The sequence below is a fragment of the Paenibacillus sp. FSL P2-0136 genome (genome assembly GCF_037975325.1).
Taxonomy (GTDB): domain Bacteria; phylum Bacillota; class Bacilli; order Paenibacillales; family Paenibacillaceae; genus Paenibacillus_AQ; species Paenibacillus_AQ silagei.
This window is the reverse complement of the sequence record NZ_CP150244.1, coordinates 990,752-1,008,754: the sequence shown is the minus strand read 5'-3', so window position 1 is coordinate 1,008,754 and position 18,003 is coordinate 990,752. Positions and strand designations below refer to the sequence as shown.

General features: G+C 53.7%; 17 protein-coding genes. 4 read left to right on the top strand and 13 right to left on the bottom strand.

The genetic code is table 11. The annotated features are described in order from the left end of the window. Positions 1-117: 117 nt before the first annotated feature. From NYE26_RS04145 to NYE26_RS04100, 10 genes are all read right to left on the bottom strand, one after another. The gene (locus tag NYE26_RS04145) at positions 118-2,346 is read right to left on the bottom strand and encodes a Tex family protein (protein WP_339254079.1); all 2,229 of its coding nucleotides are present in this window, start codon (positions 2,344-2,346) and stop codon (positions 118-120) included. A 179-nt stretch (positions 2,347-2,525) separates the two neighbouring features. Then, entirely contained in the window at positions 2,526-3,737 is a 1,212-nt protein-coding gene (locus NYE26_RS04140) for an MFS transporter (protein ID WP_339254077.1), read from the bottom strand. 68 nt (positions 3,738-3,805) lie between these two features. Next, positions 3,806-4,375, bottom strand: a complete 570-nt coding sequence (locus tag NYE26_RS04135) for a TetR/AcrR family transcriptional regulator (RefSeq protein WP_339257312.1) — start codon at positions 4,373-4,375, stop codon at positions 3,806-3,808. Between the two features lie 305 nt (positions 4,376-4,680). Next, positions 4,681-5,031, bottom strand: coding sequence for a type II toxin-antitoxin system PemK/MazF family toxin (locus NYE26_RS04130; protein WP_036697332.1), 351 nt, complete (start codon positions 5,029-5,031; stop codon positions 4,681-4,683). Positions 5,032-5,034: 3 nt separating this feature from the next. After that, a complete protein-coding gene (locus NYE26_RS04125; protein WP_036697455.1) occupies positions 5,035-5,316 on the bottom strand; it encodes a ribbon-helix-helix protein, CopG family in 282 nt (93 codons plus the stop codon). Positions 5,317-5,527: 211 nt separating this feature from the next. After that, entirely contained in the window at positions 5,528-6,709 is a 1,182-nt protein-coding gene (alr, locus tag NYE26_RS04120) for an alanine racemase (protein ID WP_076079572.1), read from the bottom strand. 180 nt (positions 6,710-6,889) lie between these two features. Next, positions 6,890-7,972 carry an outer membrane lipoprotein carrier protein LolA gene (locus NYE26_RS04115; RefSeq protein WP_076079571.1) on the bottom strand — a complete coding sequence of 361 codons (1,083 nt, stop codon included), beginning with the start codon at positions 7,970-7,972 and terminating at the stop codon, positions 6,890-6,892. Between the two features lie 310 nt (positions 7,973-8,282). Beyond that, positions 8,283-9,200 carry a DUF4367 domain-containing protein gene (locus NYE26_RS04110; protein WP_339254075.1) on the bottom strand — a complete coding sequence of 306 codons (918 nt, stop codon included), beginning with the start codon at positions 9,198-9,200 and terminating at the stop codon, positions 8,283-8,285. Next, the gene (locus NYE26_RS04105) at positions 9,197-9,760 is read right to left on the bottom strand and encodes a sigma-70 family RNA polymerase sigma factor (RefSeq protein ID WP_076079569.1); all 564 of its coding nucleotides are present in this window, start codon (positions 9,758-9,760) and stop codon (positions 9,197-9,199) included. The genes NYE26_RS04110 and NYE26_RS04105 overlap by 4 nt, the downstream gene beginning before the upstream one ends. 190 nt (positions 9,761-9,950) lie before the next feature. Further along, positions 9,951-11,171: an MFS transporter gene (locus tag NYE26_RS04100; protein ID WP_339254072.1), complete on the bottom strand. Its 1,221-nt coding sequence runs from the start codon at positions 11,169-11,171 to the stop codon at positions 9,951-9,953. A gap of 152 nt (positions 11,172-11,323) precedes the next feature. On the opposite strand from NYE26_RS04100, the gene NYE26_RS04095 reads away from it, so the two are divergent. The 3 genes from NYE26_RS04095 to NYE26_RS04085 all read left to right on the top strand — a co-directional run bounded on the left by NYE26_RS04095 (position 11,324) and on the right by NYE26_RS04085 (position 14,016). Then, a complete protein-coding gene (locus NYE26_RS04095; RefSeq protein WP_339254070.1) occupies positions 11,324-11,899 on the top strand; it encodes a TetR/AcrR family transcriptional regulator in 576 nt (191 codons plus the stop codon). 185 nt (positions 11,900-12,084) lie between these two features. After that, positions 12,085-13,209, top strand: coding sequence for a stalk domain-containing protein (locus NYE26_RS04090; protein WP_339254068.1), 1,125 nt, complete (start codon positions 12,085-12,087; stop codon positions 13,207-13,209). A gap of 27 nt (positions 13,210-13,236) precedes the next feature. Then, positions 13,237-14,016 (top strand): TatD family hydrolase, encoded by a 780-nt coding sequence (locus NYE26_RS04085; RefSeq protein WP_339254066.1) that lies wholly within the window; start codon positions 13,237-13,239, stop codon positions 14,014-14,016. Positions 14,017-14,309: 293 nt separating this feature from the next. Here NYE26_RS04085 and NYE26_RS04080 read toward each other — a convergent pair whose 3' ends face one another. Next, positions 14,310-15,167, bottom strand: coding sequence for a helix-turn-helix transcriptional regulator (locus NYE26_RS04080; protein WP_339254064.1), 858 nt, complete (start codon positions 15,165-15,167; stop codon positions 14,310-14,312). A 165-nt stretch (positions 15,168-15,332) separates the two neighbouring features. Between NYE26_RS04080 and NYE26_RS04075 the strand changes: the two genes are divergently transcribed. Continuing rightward, a complete protein-coding gene (locus NYE26_RS04075; RefSeq protein WP_339254062.1) occupies positions 15,333-15,641 on the top strand; it encodes a Dabb family protein in 309 nt (102 codons plus the stop codon). A gap of 436 nt (positions 15,642-16,077) precedes the next feature. On the opposite strand, the gene NYE26_RS04070 is transcribed toward NYE26_RS04075, so the two are convergent. Together NYE26_RS04070 and NYE26_RS04065 are read right to left on the bottom strand one after the other, a co-directional pair. Further along, positions 16,078-16,644, bottom strand: a complete 567-nt coding sequence (locus tag NYE26_RS04070; RefSeq protein ID WP_339254060.1) for a histidine phosphatase family protein — start codon at positions 16,642-16,644, stop codon at positions 16,078-16,080. A 48-nt stretch (positions 16,645-16,692) separates the two neighbouring features. Beyond that, positions 16,693-17,976 carry an MFS transporter gene (locus NYE26_RS04065; protein ID WP_339254058.1) on the bottom strand — a complete coding sequence of 428 codons (1,284 nt, stop codon included), beginning with the start codon at positions 17,974-17,976 and terminating at the stop codon, positions 16,693-16,695. Between the last annotated feature and the right edge of the window lie 27 nt (positions 17,977-18,003).

The window sequence follows — 18,003 nt, the reverse complement described above, 5'->3', positions numbered from 1 at the left end:
CCTCCGTCCGTTAAGTGGCGTCTACTATCTATTCTAAACCCACTGAGTCCGCAAACGATCCACAAAACGCCGATTTCAGCAAAATAAGGTCCTCTGAGTCCGTAACGTCCTCTACTTCTACTCCCCGCTGCTCCCCGCCTCACGCGGCTGGCGCATCGTTAGGCTGACGCGGCCCTTCTTCACATCCACGCCGAGTACCCATACGGTGACATTGTCGCCGACGGAGACCACATCCATCGGATGCTTCACATAGCTGCCGCTAAGCTGGGAGATATGGACCAGCCCGTCGTTCTTGATCCCGATGTCGACGAAGGCGCCGAAGTCGATTACGTTGCGCACCGTGCCCTGCATCTCCATGCCGGGCAGCAGGTCTTCCATCTTCAGCACATCCTTGCGGAAGATGGGCAGCGGCAGCTCCTCGCGCGGGTCGCGGCCCGGACGCTGAAGACTCTCCAGGATGTCGCGCAGCGTAGGCACGCCCACCGCAAGCTTCACCGCCAGCTCCTCCGCATCCTGAGCACTTAGCTGCTCTGCAACCTCCTTGCTGCCGAGCTGCTTCACATCCAGCCCCAGCTCGCGGAACAACTTGTCGACCACCGCGTAGGATTCCGGGTGGATCGGCGTGCGGTCCAGCGTATTGTCGCCTCCGGGGATACGCAGGAACCCGATGCACTGCTCGTAGGATTTCGCGCCCAGGCGCGGCACCTTCTGCAGTGCCTTGCGCGTAGTGAACTTGCCGTTCTCCTCGCGGAACTTCACAATATTCTTGGCAATCGTCGTATTCACTCCTGCCACATAGGAGAGCAGCGAGGCCGAAGCGGTATTCACGTCGACGCCGACATGGTTAACCGCCGACTCCACGACGCCCCTTAGGCTCTCTTCCAGATGCTTCTGCGACACATCATGCTGGTACTGCCCGACACCGATGGCCTTCGGGTCGATCTTGACCAGCTCCGCGAGCGGGTCCTGCACGCGGCGGGCGATGGAGGCGGCGCTGCGCTCCGCCACATCCAGATCGGGGAACTCCTCCTGCGCCAGCTTGGAGGCCGAATACACACTGGCCCCTGCCTCGTTAACGATCAGGTAGGCCAGGTCAGGGTCACCGACCTCGGCAATCACCTCGGCCGTGAACTGCTCCGTCTCCCGCGAGCCGGTGCCATTGCCGATCACGATGAGCTGGATGCCATATTTGGCAATCAGCTCCTTGAACTTGGCCGCCGCCTCACGCTTCTTGTTGTTCGGCGGCGTCGGATACGTGACCGCTACCTCCAGCAACTTGCCGGTATCGTCCACTACGGCCAGCTTGCAGCCGGTGCGGTAGGCCGGGTCGACGCCCAGAACATGGCGTCCCTTCACCGGCGGCTGCAGCAGCAGGCTGCGCAGATTGCCCGAGAAGATGGAGATCGCCTGCGTCTCCCCCTTCTCTGTCATCTCTCCGCGCACCTCGCGCTCAACGGAAGGGGCAATCAGCCGCTTGTAGGCATCCTCGGTCACCGCTTCCAGCAGCTCCTTGACCGGAGAAGGCCCCTTCACCAGCTTGCGGATGATGAACGCATGGATCTTGTCCGGCACCACCTCGATGCCGACCTTGAGGATATTCTCCCGCTCCCCGCGGTTGATCGCGAGAATACGATGCGGTGGCATCCGGTGCACAGGCTCCCGGTACGCATAATAATTCTCGTATACACTTTCCTTCTGGGCATCTTTGGCTTCGGAGACCAGAATCCCCTGACTCGCTGTATACTGGCGCACCCAGGAACGGATGGCCGGGTCATCGGCAATATTCTCGGCAATGATATCCATCGCCCCTTGCAGCGCCAGCTCGGCACTCTCCACACCTTGGTCCGCATTGATATACTTCGCAGCCTCTTCCAGCGGAACCCCTTGGCGTCTCTGCTCCATCACCCAATCCGCCAGCGGTTCAAGTCCCCGTTCCTTGGCGACACTGGCCCGTGTCTTGCGCTTCTGCTTGAACGGACGGTACAGATCCTCCACTTCCTGCAGCTTAACCGCCTTCATGATACTCGCCTGCAGCTCAGGAGTAAGCTTGCCCTGCTCCTCGATGCTGCGGATCACATCCTTCTTGCGGTCACCGAGGTTACGCAGATATCCGAGCCGTTCTTCGACATCGCGGAGGACATTCTCGTCCAGCTCCCCGGTCATTTCCTTGCGGTATCTGGCGATGAACGGAATGGTGTTGCCCTCATCGAGCAGCCCCACCGTAGTTCTTACCTGCTTCAGACTGATGCCCAGCTCCTTCGCAATAGCTGCAAGTATCAGTTCCTGCTCCTGACGGGCAGCGGCATCTTCCGCCGCCTTCGCCGCCTGATTCGTATCAACGCTCAAGTAGATCCCTCTTTCTATACACAGTCTGAGTTCATAACTCTCTACTGAAATACTATCACAGTTTGCCGCAGGACCAAAGTTTGTCCCGTACACAAGAAGAAGCGGCTGCACCGTCCCCACCGGGATAGCGCAGCCGCAATCATAATCATAAGTTCGTTATTCTATTCACGCTCCGGATACTAGCGCACCGCAGTAACCTGCTTGCTTCTTCTCCGCCGGGCATAGCCAACCGACAACATGAAGCTGATGAACAAGACCAGCGCAGCCACCGCATAAGGGAAATTGATATCCAGATCGAACAGAACCCCCGCCACAATCGGGCCGGCAATGTTGCCAAGGCTCGTATATGCGGAATTCATTCCCATCACCAGGCCTTGCTGCGAATCATCTGCCATCTTGGAGAGCTGGGTGCCGACCGCCGGGCGAAGAATATCCATAGCCAGAAAAACAACAAAGGTCACAGAAACAATCGCCACGAAGCCATGCACGAACAGGGTCAGGAGAATCGACAGGCCCGCGATCAGCAGACAGGCGGAAATGACCCGGCTCTCGCCGAATTTGTTCAGAATCCAGCTGAAGGCGGTAATCTGCACCACCGCCCCGGCAATGGAGCCGAAGGTCAGAACAAACGCAATATCCTTAGGGGTGAACGCGAATTTATGATCTACGAACAGTCCGAATACCGTCTCATAATTGGCCAGTCCGAAGGACAGCACGAATACAATAATTAATCCGAAAAAATAAGGCTCACGATACGAGCGCATGAGCTGCATGATTAGACTATCCTTATTGCCTTCCATCGTTCTTGATTCTTCGCGCAGCTTCGCTGAACGCGATTCCGGCAGGACTAACAGGGTGATAACCGCAACAATGGCGGCTGCTCCCGCAGCGACGAAGAAGGGGACGCGGATGCCAAGCTCCGCAAGATAGCCGCCGATTCCCGGACCGATGATGAAGCCGGTGGTAATGGCTGCGTTGATGAAGCCCATGCCTTGGGCCCGCTCCTCTGAGGAGGTGGTATCTGCCACATAAGCCATAACCGCAGGCATAATCATCGCGGCACCGATACCGCCAAGCATTCTGGATACGAACAGCACCCAGGAGGCATTGGCCAGACCGAACAGAAGCTCCGAGAAGGCGAATACGGCCAGCCCGCCGACAATGATTTTTTTGCGGCCCATCTTATCCGACAGTCTTCCGGCGAAGGGCGAGACCAGTAGCTGCGTCAGCGAGAAGGCTGCCACCAGCAGTCCGACCACACTCCCGCCAATGCCCAGCTCGTTCATATAGGTAGGCATAATAGGGACAACCAGACCAATCCCGGTGAACGCCAAAAAGATATTCAACATCAGGAGCAGCATCGCTCCCCGGTTTTTTAACAGTAATGACATGGTGTTTCCCTCCGTATATCCCAGAGCCTTGCTATATGCTCTAGTTGCAATTCATCAGTTATCTCTATTCATTGCTCAATCTTCCCGGACCCAATCCCCTGAAGCAGGATCTGAATTCCCGCACGGTAGTATGCCCTGATCGTCTCCGGGGTATCGGTCTTACCTGTGATCTCATGGACCCGGCTGATTCCCTCCAGCATAGCGCTAAGCGTGATCACATAGTTATCCAGGTCACCACGGATCAAGTAACCGGAATCCATCCCCTCCTGCAGCAGCACACGGCAGGCCTCTGTTACCGATTCGAAAATATGTGAAAGGCGCTCGCTGATCTCCTTCGACAGTGTATGGGATCTGCCGTATTCCTCCAGGGCATGAATCAGCGGATTCTGGATATCTTTTGCATAGTGATCCCCCAGCGCGTATAGACGGGCCTCCGTTCCGTTAATCCCGCTCCGCAGCTCCTCCCACTCATTCAGCCAATTCTGGGTATCCACCTCCACCACGTACAGGAACAATTCATCCTTGCCCGGAAAATGGTGATACAGACTGCCCTTGCTGACCTTCGCGGCTGTGCAGACCTCGTTCATGCTTACAGCGCCGTAGCCCTTTTGCGCAAATAAACTGGTGGCATGCTCCAGAATCCGGCTCTTCGTTTCTTCTCCATCTGAACGTCCCTTAATGGTTAACCCTCCTCTGGACCGACCGATCGGTCCAATTATAGCACGCAGTTATGCCCTCGCACAACCCCCATCATCAACACTCATCTATCCTCGGGTATATCAATAAGTATATATCGGTTAGGCGCCAAATAACCCCAACAAGTGGGGTTTTAGCTTCGATGACTCAGGTACTTTGCGGGGACCCCAAAACATCAAAAAGGCAGCACCGAAGCTGATCCGGCCTGCCTTTTGTTACGATGATTGATGTTATATCCCCGTAGGGTTCAGAAATCAATCAGCCCCAGGCTGATTTGCAGCGAATCATCCACCAGCTTCATGGTCTCATCGTCCAGGTGGGTGATTTTATCCGTTAAGCGTTGCTTGTCAATGGTACGAACCTGCTCCAGCAGAATCACGGAATCCCGGTCAAAGCCATGTGCAGCCGCATCAATCTCCACATGAGTCGGCAGCTTGGCCTTCTGGATCTGGGCAGTGATAGCTGCCACAATCACAGTCGGGCTGAAACGATTGCCAATATCGTTCTGAATAATCAGTACCGGCCTTACTCCACCTTGCTCAGAACCCACAACCGGTGAAAGGTCGGCAAAAAAAACGTCGCCGCGTTTAACAATCAATAGTTACACCCCGCTTACTAAGCGGCCAAGAGTACTGTCTGCATCTTCCTCAGCGAGAAAGGCCTCGCATGCCATGGTCAAATTAATCTTAGCCATTTCCATATAGCCCCGCTGCATGGACTCGCGGATGGTGCGTTTCCTCCGATCGCTCAAGTACAGCTTCATGGCCTGCCTGATCAATTCACTACGGTTAGAGTTCTCCAGTTGAACGATCCCATCTACTTCCTGCAAGAGATGATCGGGCAAGCTGATCATGATTCTTTTGGTGTTCTGCAAATTGGCCACCTTCTCTTCCACCCCCACAAACCTTCTGCCCTTGTGTTCCAGTGTTACAATATACAAGGAATTTTATACAAGGAATATATGCCGCCAGTATATCAAGTATGCTGCATCCCATTATAAACTAGAAATGGCGGTTCGTATAGACTATAAGTCACAAGCTCTATACGGTACGTTCCTTATATTCAGTTCCTGTACTAGGTATCTGGTCAGGGTATTAGGCTTGCAGCAAGGGATTAACGAGGTTGGGTAGCATACCATGGCGTACATACACGCGCGGTACCCGGTGAGCCAGCATACAGATTACTTCGTAGTGGATCGTCCCTAAATGGAGCGCCAGTTCATCTGCCGTGATCGACTCGGTGCCCTGGCGGCCGATGAGTACAACCTCTTCGCCTGCTTTGATTTGTTCCGCTTCTAGAGCGAAAGATTTCAGTGATACCATACACTGGTCCATGCAGATCGTTCCGACGACAGGAACGCGGCGTCCGCGTATTAGCACCTCCGCTTTGCCTGTTAGCATGCGGGAATATCCGTCAGCGTACCCCACGGGGAGCGTAGCGATAACCTCATCGCCTGCCGTGAAGTACCGGGTGCCGTAGCTGATGCCTGAGTCAGGCGGCAGGGTTTTGACATATACAGCCTGCGTCTTCAGCGTCATTACCGGGTGCAAGGCCACCAGCTCACGGTTCACCTCAGCCGAGGGGTAGAATCCGTACAAGCTTATGCCTACACGCACCATGTTAATGGATAGTAGAGGTGTATCAATGGCCGTAGCGCTATTGCCCGTATGTATGATCGGGATGGTAATGTTCATGTCCCGAAGCGCTTCCGCCACGCTCATGAAACGTCGGTGCTGCATTAGTGTATAGCTTTTGTTGTGTTCGTCTGCTCTGGCAAAATGGGTGAACATGCCCTCCAGCTCCGCCTGTTCCACCGCATGCACCTCAGCGATGAATGCGGGCGCATCCTCCGGCAATAATCCCAGTCTGCCCATTCCGCTGTCAATCTTGATGTGTACCTTCAGCCGGTGCTCCTTCTCAACAGGAAGGGCGCTAACCGCTTCCAGTACCTCCGGTGTGAACAGTGTAACGGTAATATTGTTCTCCCAGGCTACGGCAATGCCTTCCGGTGAAGTATAGCCCAGCACCAGGATAGGAAGTAGTATTCCCGCCTGACGCAGCTCCAATGCCTCATCGAGAAAAGCAACACTGACGTAGTCCGCTCCAAGCCGCTCCAGCTCCCGCGTCACTTCCACTGCCCCATGTCCATACGCATTTCCTTTGACGCATCCCATGAACTTGGTCTCCTGCGGCAATACGCCGCGAAAAGCTTCGTAGTTGGCACGCAAATCATCCAGGTTAATCTCGGCTGCTGTCGGCCGATAGCTTGCCTTCACTTCAGGTCACCTTCTTACATTGTAGTAAAACATCTCTGCCTTATTCGCACAGATCAGAAGTCTTACTGCCAATGGTAATGCTCGTGAAGGCCGCTGTCAATGTGAGCAGATGTAGACAAAAAACGGATACCGCGGGTAGAGGAATGATTCCCACCTTGCGCAGTATCCGCCCACTGTTTTTTATTTACCCGATTGTTCCTCCATAGAAGCGGCTATTTGCATCATTTCCGTAACTGGCAGATTTGCGCTTGTTATCCGGTACTCTACACCCTCGCTCATCCAGGTCAGCGTCTGCTGCTCATCCCCGCTAAGCAGGCCTGCCGTGAAGCCCAGATCGACCAATGTTCCGGGAGCCAGCGACACCGCACGGTCCAGCGGACGGGCTTCCATAATCGTATACTGGTAAACGCCGTCATAGCGGATCAGCACCGCATGGTCCTTGCTGCCTTCAATTTTGTTCGTGTCCTTCAGCTTCACACCAGCCGGAATGTAAGCCGGCTCAATGATCCCGAAGTCGCCCAGCTCGGCCGTAACCGGCTCACCGGCCTGTTCACCATCTTCAGAGACCACCGGATTACCTTCTTGGTCCACTTCCGCCATCGTGTTCTCGGAAGGGCTGCCGGCCGCCATATTCTTCTGCATATCGAAGGAATCTGCTGTGAATTCCGGATCGAACTTGAAGCTGTCGAAGGTCACATTCACCACAACCTTGGCTTCGGAATCCGATACCTGCACCTGCTTCGGCTCATAGGTCTTTTTATTCAGCCAGATCTTCTGGCGGACCAGCGCACTGCTCTGATAGTTCGCAGCGACCTCGAACACATAATTATCCCCGTCCTCCACGAACTGCCGGTTGTTGTCGGAGACAATTCCCTTCAGCAGCGTCTGGTACAGATACACCTGACCCTGGCTGTCCGGCCAGTCGCTCTGGAAGCGGAAGCTTTTGCCAAGGCTCGGGGTCAGGACGAATACGCCCTCATCATTGCGCAGCACAATCTGCTTCACATCCTTCTGGACGTTCGACAGGCTGATCCGGTAATACGAAGGATTCTTATACCATACCTCCACCTTGTAATCCTGCGGCTGCTCCCCGGTGTACAAGGTCATCGTGCCTGAGCCCTGATAAGCTCCCTGCTTGCTCTCCAGCTTGTCAGACACTTGATTCAGATCCTTGACCACAGAGGCGGCATCCTTCTTCCCGCACCCCGCCAATACTAAGGCCACGCTCATAATGATCGCGAGTACCCATGTTATCCGGCGCATGACATCATCCCCTTAACCTGTTTTGAATGCATTGATTAGTACATGTCTATGAAGGACTTGGCCTCAATATGCAGACGGGCATGACAAGCATGAAGAGAAGTGTTATTCCAGCCGCGAATCCGCTCCCGCCACCCGGGAATCTAACAATCTATGTATGGTTCCTCTTATTTCCTTATATATAGTAGAAACACTATTGCAAAAAGCACCAGCCCGCGATCCCCGCCACGCTCCGGGGTTGCAGTCTGGTGCTCTGATTCATCCCATGCCTGTCTATGCCTCGTACTTGTTCCCTTATCCGCTGCTCAGCAGCTTACCAGTTAATGGATTCTGCAATCTTCAGGACCTCTGCACGGTCAAGGCCGCGGGTGCTGAGACCGTATATCACGCCGTTCGCTTCCCAGTCCAGCGTTCTGCCACCGACAAGAGCTGCATCCGTCCCCTTGATCTTCACCTGCTCAACCTTATCATCCGTTGCCATTGAAAAGGCATTCTCCTCATTGGCCAAGCGCAGCTGCATCCAGATTCGCTTATCCTTATCTTTGCTAGCGAAGAACAGTTCAACAATCTGCCCGCTTACACCCGCCTCGTCCTTATAGAACTCCCCGTGGTCAAAGGCAAAGCCCTCTGGCAGGTATTCCGGCAGCTTCACCTTGAAGAGAGCGTATTGATCCAGCTTAACTGCCTCCTTGACGGTAAACTTCTGCTCTGAAGCTTCCTTGTCAAGCTGCTCCTGCTCGCTCAGGGTAATCAGCTTATCCCCGTCGAAATTGACGATGGCCTCCCCGGCAGCATTGAAGATGGCTTCCGGCATGGGGTTAAACGAAGTGACGGGATTCCCCTCCTGGTCAAATATCTTGCCCTTCCAGGCATCCGGGAACTCCTTAGGGTGACTCCCGTCCATCTGAGCGACCTCAATATGTCCCAGATGGACGGAATTCAGCACACGCTCCAGCATTTCCTGTGCGAACGAGGGTCTGACGAAAGACACGCTCACCACGGCTGCCACCAGCAGAGAAGCTGCAATCATCACCGGGCGTCTGATTCGTTGTTTGTTCTTCATTCTATTATCCTCCTGTTGTTTCTGAATGGAACGGCTTCTCACTTGGCGCAGAACCGCCGCCGGATCGGACTCTCGGGAGAAGTCCTGCTTCGCCAGGTATTCGCCCAGCTCGTGAAGCTCCTGAAGTTCAAACCCTTCCGCCTGTGCAGCGTTCTTCTTGTTATTCATAGCTCTTCCACACTCCCTATTTCAGATTTCAGTTTTCGCATGCTGCGATAGAGAATGACTCCGACATTGCTCTCCGAGATTCCGGTAATCCGGGCAATCTCCGTATTCTTCAGATCCGCCCCGAATTTCAGAGCGATGAGGTTACGTTCCTTCGGGCTGAGCGTGTCCAGCGCATCCTGTAGCCTATCGCTGCGCTCTCTGCCGAGGATGAGCGTCTCCGGCTCTTTTTTGCCAGACACCAGCTCCCGGATACTGTCCAGTGAGAAGAAGCGCTGCCGCGCGCGGCTCCGGTAATAATCATTCACTACGTTGCGGGCAATGGCGAACAGCCACACTTCCAGCGGTGCTTTCTCCGGGGAGTAGGCGGGCAGCTTGGATAGCGTCTTCTCGAACACCTGGCTGGCCAGATCCTCAGCGGTGTAACGGCAGCTCACCCGGTAGGCGATATAGTTGAATATCCGTTTATAATAGACTTCGAAAACGGCTGAAAACTCCAGCTCTGTCTCTATATGGGATGAAACCCTGTCATGTATCAAAGGCAGCAATGCGCGCTCTTGCATTCCTTAAGCCCTCCCTTCCAGGCTGAATTTACTTGGCCAAGTATTCTACATGAGCTAATACGCTCTATCTATCGAATCCATTACATATGCAGACGAAAAAAGACAGAGGATCGAAGCTCCCCTGCCTACTGTAGTTTTTTTAGGATTCACTGGCTATGCGGATTATTGCTGAACGCCACGGCTCCTTTTCTCAAGCGTGCTCCTTCTTCTCGGTCAAAAAGTAGATCAGCGCCAGCACTGGCAGTGCCAGCCCGATCAGGGTTGTCAGACTCCAGCCGCCGTAAGCATATGCCCAGCCCCCGAGTGATGATCCCACGGCTCCTCCAATGAAGAAGATCGCCATGAACAAGCCGTTCAGCCGCCCCCGGGTCTCATTGCCCAGTGAATAGATCGCCCGCTGCCCCAGCACCAGATTACCGGACACGCTCATATCGAGCAGAATGGCCGTCAGCACCAGCAGGCCTAGAGTAAGATTGGAGGTATCCCGCAGCAGGTAAGCCAGGATAAAGGAGAGAACGGCCAGTGAAATGCCAAGACCAGTCAATAGCCGGGTCCAGCCCTTGTCAGCCAATCTGCCCGCAATCGGCGCGGCCACGGCACCGCCCACCCCAGCCAGGGCAAACAGGGCGATTCCCTGCTGGGACAGATGAAACTCGCTGGACAGATGCAAGGGAACGGTCGTCCAGAACAGACTGAAGGCGCCGAACAGGCTGGCCTGGTATAGAGCACGGCGCCGCAGCACTGGCGTATACGTGAGCAATGTGCCCAGAGAGCGGAGTAATTGTCCGTATCTTAAGCCGGGAGCGGGCTTCCGGGCGGGCAGGACACGGGACAGGAGCAGCGTCAACAGCGCAGTTACGACAGCCGAGATGATGAAGATGGATTTCCAGCCCCAGAGTCCGGCCATGAAGCTGGCGACCGGGCGGGCGAACATAATGCCCAGCAGCAGCCCGCTCATCACATTGCCGACGACGCGGCCGCGATCTTCCTCTGTAGCAAGATAGGAGGCATAGGGTACCAGGACCTGCGCGGCTACCGAGCCCAGCCCGATCAGCAAAGAGGCGGCCAGGAACAGCGGTGCATTTGGTGCCAGAACGGACAGCACCAGGGCGGCCACAACCAGAATCAGCGACGTCACAGTCAGCCGGCGGTTCTCAATAATATCACTGAGCGGGACAATGAACAGCAGTCCGGCTACGTAACCGATCTGCGTCAGGGTAACGATTAGCCCTGTCGCTCCGGCGGACAGATGAATCGCCTGCCCGATGGGCCCAACCAGCGTCTGGGTATAATAGAGATTCGCCACGATTAGTCCGCAGGATACAGCGAGCAGAAAAGTGATCCAGCCGGGGACAGCCTTTTGAGTAACAAGGGATACTGTTTGTTGTTGCGCAGGAATTCCATCTTTCATTTGAAGCGCCACCTTCCAGTTTTTAAATAGTGAACGTCAAGTACATTAATTAACCATGACCAAATAATATACTAAACGTTCAGTATTGTAAATAGGCAGTTTTATGGTATACTCCAATTATAGTTGAACTAGCACTGTCAGGAGGAATCACCATGGAGAAAAAAAGAGGCCGCCCGCGCAATACCGAGGCCAAGAACGCTATTCTGAACGCTTCATATGAATTATTGCTGGAGACGGGCTTCGGCGCAGTTACCGTAGAGAAGATCGCGGAGCAGGCCCAGGTCAGTAAGGCAACGATCTATAAATGGTGGCCGAATAAAGCGGCCGTGGTCATGGATGGATATTTGTACGCCGCTAACGCCAGACTGCCAATCCCGGATACAGGTTCCGCCAAGGAGGACATTCTGATTCATGCGGGGACGCTCGCGCAGTTCCTAACCAGCCGGGAAGGTAAAGTCATTACGGAGCTGATCGGTGAAGGGCAATCCGATACCGGACTGGCGGAGGCGTACCGGAGCAGATATTTCGGCCCGCGCCGCGAGGAAGCCCGGAAGCTGTTTGAACGGGGGATTGCCCAGGGGGAACTGAAGCAGGGACTCGATATCGGGAGTTGTATTGATCTCGTCTATGGCCCTATTTTTTACCGGCTGCTGCTGACCGGGGGAGAGCTGAGCGAAGACTCTGTCAGAGCCCTTGTGTTACTTGCCCTTCAGGCGCTGGAGGCTTGAGGTTTCTGCAAGTCTTCTATTAGGATATGGCAAATTGCATTTGTCCAGGCACAATGCAGTATGGGCAGTATATGCTAGGGCTGTAACAGGCTTGTCTTATCTTTGTTAACAGAACGTGACCCGCAGGCGGAGTTTTTCATTTATAATACAAGAGATTGGAATTTCCAGACTCCGGAGGTTATCTTATGAAAAAATTAATTACCGCTGCCGCTATCGCCCTGCTCCTCGCAGGCCATGCGGCGGGTTCATCCATAGATATTGCCCATTCTGCTGCTGCCCCTCTATCCCTTGTTGTGGACGGACAAGCCGTTCTTCCCGGGGCTCCCCCCTTCCACTCCGGCGGCACATTATACGTACCTGCCCGCGCACTGTTGGAATACTTCCCGACAGAGCTGCAATGGAATAACACTCTCAAGCAGCTCACCCTGTCCACAAGCTGGGACAAGACGATTCTTACGCCCGGCAGCGCCTCCATACAAGTGACTTATCTGCAAACGGATGGGGGATATCAAGATGATCTGGACGCCCCTGTGCTGCTGAAGGCAGGCCGTGTATACATCGCGGCAGCTACTTTGGACTCCCTTACGGGAGCTGTTACAGAGCTGAATCCGGGAGGAAGCCGGGTTAACATTACCCCGGGCAGTCTTAGCACAACCGTCAGAGTACCTGCAGCCCCACTAGCCATTGCAGAGAATAATCCCAAGGTGAAGCTGTACGCTGCTCTCAAGGACGGCAATACCTACAAGGGATTCATTCTTGAAGTGAACGGGAAAAAGCAGCACTTCAACTGGACCGTATCCAGAGACTACTCGCATCCGCCTCAGCTCTTCTATGCTGATGTAGATTCTGACGGCAAACCGGAGGCTACGGTTGTGTTCACCCTGGGAACCGGAACCTCGCTGGTTGCACAGGAGGTTCATGTCGTGAAGCCTGAACAGTGGAAGGAAATTTCGGTGCCTACTGCTGACAAAGCGGCCTCTGCTGTAGTATCCTCCAGTATTTCGCTGGATAAGGACGATGTCCTGCTGAAGCTTGAGCTTACAGGACCCACGCCGTCCAAGGTGGCCCTGAGAATTCCCGGCCGCGCCGGAGACGGGCTGAAGTATTTCGGCAGCAAAGCGGCTATTGGCGCAGTGACCTACTATTCAGTAGAGAATAACAAGCTGCTCGCAGATACCAGCTTAATGGTCGGCATGACCGAGAGTGTCGGTACCCTGAAGCTGGAATATAAGGCAGGCAAGACGGGAATGGAGCTGGGGTCTATTGCTTTTGAGCCGGACGAACGGGGTGAAGCCATTGTGGAGAAATAATCCGTTGCCGGAAGGAGAGGCTTGCAAATGATTGATGCCCATATTCATCTAGACCAATATGAGGATCACGTAGTGTCCTCGCTGCTGGGGGGACTGCCGGAGCAGGGCATCGAGTCGCTGATCGCCGTCTCCATGAACCTCGCCTCCAGCAAGCGCACCCGGGAGCTCGCAGCCGGATATCCCGGCCTGGTGAAGCCGGCTTACGGCTTCCATCCCGAGCAGCCGCTGCCTGCGGAGGAAGAGCTGAACGTGTTGCTGAAATGGATTACAGACCATGCGGACAATATGGCCGCTATTGGTGAAATCGGCCTTCCCTACTACTCCCGGGCCGAGGCTGTGGAGCGTGGCGAAGCTTGGGATATGGCACCCTATATTCAGCTTCTGGACAGACTTCTTGGACTGGCTGCACGTTTGGGCAAGCCTGTAGTACTACATGCCGTCTATGAGGATGCGTGGACCGTATGCGATCTGCTGGAGCAGCATGGCCTTACGCAGGCCCATTTCCACTGGTTCAAGGGCCCCGCCGCTACCGTTGACCGGATGATTAGCCGCGGGTACTACATTTCCTTCACTCCCGACATCCTCTACGAACCGGAGATTCAGGAGCTGGCACGCCGCTATCCGCCGGAGCTGGTCATGGCAGAGACGGACGGCCCGTGGCCGTTTGAAGGACCGTTCGCCGGGCGCACCACCCATCCGGCTATGGTCCTTGACGTTGCCGCCGCCTGGGGGGCGCTGCATGGATATTCCGTTCCAGAGGCCCAGGCCCTGCTGACGGCCAACACAAAACGATTCTATGGGCTATAGGGTTAGCAGTTCCACTTAAATACAGCACCAGACTTAAATCTGTTAAGGTACAAACTAAGCTATATACTTAAGTGCATTCCGTACAACTAAAACGTTTGATTCACTGCCAAATATACGTTTAGTTGTATTTCATACATTTAAAATAGCTCATTATCGGGGATCTCGCCCACTCGGGCAGATTTAGTTGTACAAACTACAGTTAGAAGAGCAAATTCTTCCTTTTGACTGTTTTTAAATGTACATAATACAACTAGCCCTGAATGTTAGCTTCGACCAAACTAATCCAATTGCCCTTAGGGCCCGTAACGCTGGTCCCGATAATCGGTTAACAGCTGCTGCATTTTTTCCACCGTGCCGTCTTGATGAGGAACATGGATGGATACGGTCAAATTTGAGTCGTTCAAATACTGAAACGATACAAGATCGAAATTCAATTTCCCGAGATTCGGACAATGCAGCGTCTTCGGAGCATCTATGGCATCGAGAATCTCATGAGAGTCCCAAAATTCACGAAACTCACTGCTAACCTTGGACAGTGCCTCGAACTGCTCAGACCACCAAGGGTCTTCGCCGTGTCGCGCATATCTGGCATGGAAAGTAGCAACGATTCGCCTGGCATGCATTTCCCATTGCTCTCCCTTAACGTAGCGAAAACGGGCAGAAGTAAACGTCATCCAGACGAAATTCCGTTCACTCTCCGACATAGCCGCGAGATCCCCATTCATTGCACAGTAGGCTTCATTCCAGGCAATGATATTCATATGCGCATCCATGACATTCGAAGGTGACAGGGTTTGGCTATCCAAAAAACGTTGAAGTTCCGCTGTTACCTTGGAGGGTTGATGGGTATTGATCAAGGGGAATTGCTTTCGAGCCAGATGGTACAGATGCCTGCGTTCTGCTTCATCTAACCGAAGCACTTCTGATATTCGGTCAAGTACCTCAGCGGATACGTTAATAGGACGCCCTTGTTCCAAGTAGGTGTACCAGTCCAATCCTACATCTGCCAGCTGGGCTACCTCGCTTCGGCGAAGTCCAGGTGTACGTCTGCGTCCGGTTTCCGGCAAACCCGCTTGCTTAGGAGTCATTCGTTCACGGCGTAAGCGCAAAAAACGAGACAATTCCCCGTAACGGTCCAGTCTGTCCGCCATAATCTCCTCATGCCTCCTATCTATTCTTGAACGTAGGATTTCCAATCCTACGATAACCAGATATCTCCCTAACCTCGTTAGGCTCATGTACACTAGTCTATGTCCTCCATAGGAGAAGAGCAAGAATGGTTAGGACAAGTTGATATTAGTTTTGGGGGGATTAAGATGTTTGAGCATATGGTGCTATTGAAATTCAAGCCTGATATTTCTATTGCAGAGCAAGAAGACGCTGTTAGGCGCGCGCAGAACTTTAAGGGGGAAATTCCAGGTATCGTAGATCTTAGCGCGGGGATTAACGTGACGGAGGAAATCGAGCACACCCAGGGGTTCACGCTGGGGATCAGAGTTACTTTTGAGAATCAGCAAGCTTGCCGTGAATATATTCAACACCCGCTACATCAAAATTTATTGAAATCCATAGGCCCATTTGTTGATGGAATCATCGTTATTGATTATCCGTTTGCGGCCAGTTGATCACGAAAAGCTAAAGAGGCAGCCACCACATTGGTCGGCTGCCTTCTTGGGATTATTGAGGTATTGTTTCCTTTTAGCGTAATGACTATCATTTTTTAGTAATAACTGTTCTCAAAAATCTCCAAGTAAAGTAAACCATTATTCCAAGTAGCATTAAACCAGAGAATTCAATTACTCTCCCTAACGGACTATATTCATACCCGAATGTGATTTTGTGTTGCAAATAATCCACCGACGTATACCTACCTGCAATGTCTGGAACATAGTTCTTTGTTAGATACATCCCACGGATGATCTGAATGGCATAATAAACACATGCAAATATTAGTCCAACAATTAAGCTTCGAAATAATGGATTTTTCATACTAACCTCCTTGTACTCCTCACCTCATTTTACCATTTTATTGTAATAACGATAACTATTCTACCCCTTAGTTTAAAAAGACATCCGCCGGACCGACACTTCATCTTCTCCGAACTCCATGACATAGATATCCGGCTTGGTCGTCTGTAGTAAGAAGTCCAGACCGTATCCCGGGGCAAAATAGCCCATCATCAAGGACATCACCATGCCGTGGGTTCCGATGGCCACTCTTTTACCTTCATGGGTCCGCAGAATATTCTGCAGCGCCTTCACTGCCCGTGCCTGGCACTCCCGGTTCGATTCCCCGCCCGGCAGGGCATAATCGGGATCGGTGTACATCTCCTGGAGTTCATCGTATAAGCCTTCGTCGGATAGCTGCTGGTTGCCCTCCATCCAGACCTTTTCTCTAAGATCATCAATCAGAATGATTTCCTGCTCCAGTTGATCCGCCAAATCCGCAATCGTATCGACCGCCCGGATATACGGGCTGCTGTACAACACATCTATCCCTTCATCCTTCAGGCATTCCGTGACCTGCAGGGCATCCTCCTCCCCCTTGGGCGACAGGCCGCGCGTCCATTCATCCACCCCGGTACGGAGCGAGTCTCCGTGCCTTACCATGTAGATATAAGTTGTCATAAGCTCCTCCTAATCGTACATACAGAAATTAGTGATCCGTTAACCTTCTTAGCTACTCTCTACCGCTGGCTGAGCGGCTTTCGCTGTAGACCTCGCCACCGGCCAGAGCTGCCGTCTGAACGCCACACCCAGCAGACCCAAGAGCAGCTGCAGTAAGCCAATGTTAACAAAAATGCGGGCCGGACCTGCATATTGCACAAGCACGCCGCCCAGCAAAGGTGCCACAATGAGTACCGTGCTGAGGACGGTGTTCTGAATGCCGAAGATGCGGCCGGTCATGTGCGGCGGGGTTTCTTTTTGCAGACAGTAATTGAAGGTAATCATGAATACCCCGTTGCCGATCCCCAGCACAAACCCGATCAGCAGCACCCAAATCATAGATGCTCCTGGTTGAAGCAGACCCAGCGCCGCAATCGATCCGCCGATCAGGACATACCCAGATCCCAGCTTCCAGCCATAACCTTCTTCCAATTTCAGCTTGTTCAGGATTAGGATGATGAGCACAGCTCCAGCTCCGGTAGCAGCTACCATCCAGCCGAGCAGGGATTCCCGGTCTGGAGCGAACACCCGGAACAGGCTGGTGAATTGAAAGTCGACGACTTGAATGACCAGCGACCCGGCAAGCCCGAACAGCATCGTATTCAGCAGCAGCCGGCTGCGGAGCATGAAGCTCCAGCCTTCCCGCCACATGGTACGGAGCGGAATTTTGTTGTCCGGCGCTTCCGGCTGCTTGCTGTCTTCTTCCTCCGTATGGATGTTTTTTACGGACAGCAACAGCAGATAAGAACAGCCGCGCAGCAAGGCATTGAGCAGGATGCACCACTGCGGCGTAAGGAAGGCGAGCGCCAGACCGCCGAGCAGCGGCCCGGCGATTTTGGAGCCTTGGTTGACCAGTCCGTTGAGTGACGAGGCTTGCAGCAGCTGGTCCTCTCTCACAAGACTGCGGGTCAAGGACTGCTGGGCCGGCATATTCAGTGTAGACAGCGCTGAGCGCAGCGCCAGCAGCGGCAGCAGCCAGACCATGCTCGGTGCAAACAGCACCAGCAGGGTCAAGAGCGCTGTCAGCAGGTCGCAGATGCGCATCAGCTTCAGCTTGTTCAGCCGGTCGGCGGCTACCCCGGCAATCGAGCCGAGCAGAATACTCGGCAGCGCCAGCGCTACCGGAATGAGGGCCAGCATCAGCGGCCCGGCCTGCCAGCGGTAACCGACCAGCACCTGAATCGCCAGTGCATCGAACCAGTCGCCGAAGCTCGCTGTGGCAAAAGCGCTGTACACCCGCATATACGTTTTGTTATGAAGCAGACTGTTTCCCTGCTTGGTTGATCGTTCCATCTGACACTCCTCCAGGTTACCTAAGAT

Excerpts from the sequence above, each read along its gene's own strand:
- NYE26_RS04140 (WP_339254077.1), bottom strand. The coding sequence starts at position 3,737 with ATGTCATTACTGTTAAAAAACCGGGGAGCGATGCTGCTCCTGATGTTG.
- NYE26_RS04115 (WP_076079571.1), bottom strand. The coding sequence starts at position 7,972 with ATGCGCCGGATAACATGGGTACTCGCGATCATTATGAGCGTGGCCTTA.
- NYE26_RS04110 (WP_339254075.1), bottom strand. The coding sequence starts at position 9,200 with ATGAATAACAAGAAGAACGCTGCACAGGCGGAAGGGTTTGAACTTCAG.
- NYE26_RS04105 (WP_076079569.1), bottom strand. The coding sequence starts at position 9,760 with ATGCAAGAGCGCGCATTGCTGCCTTTGATACATGACAGGGTTTCATCC.
- NYE26_RS04100 (WP_339254072.1), bottom strand. The coding sequence starts at position 11,171 with ATGAAAGATGGAATTCCTGCGCAACAACAAACAGTATCCCTTGTTACT.
- NYE26_RS04095 (WP_339254070.1), top strand. The coding sequence starts at position 11,324 with ATGGAGAAAAAAAGAGGCCGCCCGCGCAATACCGAGGCCAAGAACGCT.
- NYE26_RS04090 (WP_339254068.1), top strand. The coding sequence starts at position 12,085 with ATGAAAAAATTAATTACCGCTGCCGCTATCGCCCTGCTCCTCGCAGGC.
- NYE26_RS04085 (WP_339254066.1), top strand. The coding sequence starts at position 13,237 with ATGATTGATGCCCATATTCATCTAGACCAATATGAGGATCACGTAGTG.
- NYE26_RS04080 (WP_339254064.1), bottom strand. The coding sequence starts at position 15,167 with ATGGCGGACAGACTGGACCGTTACGGGGAATTGTCTCGTTTTTTGCGC.
- NYE26_RS04075 (WP_339254062.1), top strand. The coding sequence starts at position 15,333 with ATGTTTGAGCATATGGTGCTATTGAAATTCAAGCCTGATATTTCTATT.
- NYE26_RS04070 (WP_339254060.1), bottom strand. The coding sequence starts at position 16,644 with ATGACAACTTATATCTACATGGTAAGGCACGGAGACTCGCTCCGTACC.
- NYE26_RS04065 (WP_339254058.1), bottom strand. The coding sequence starts at position 17,976 with ATGGAACGATCAACCAAGCAGGGAAACAGTCTGCTTCATAACAAAACG.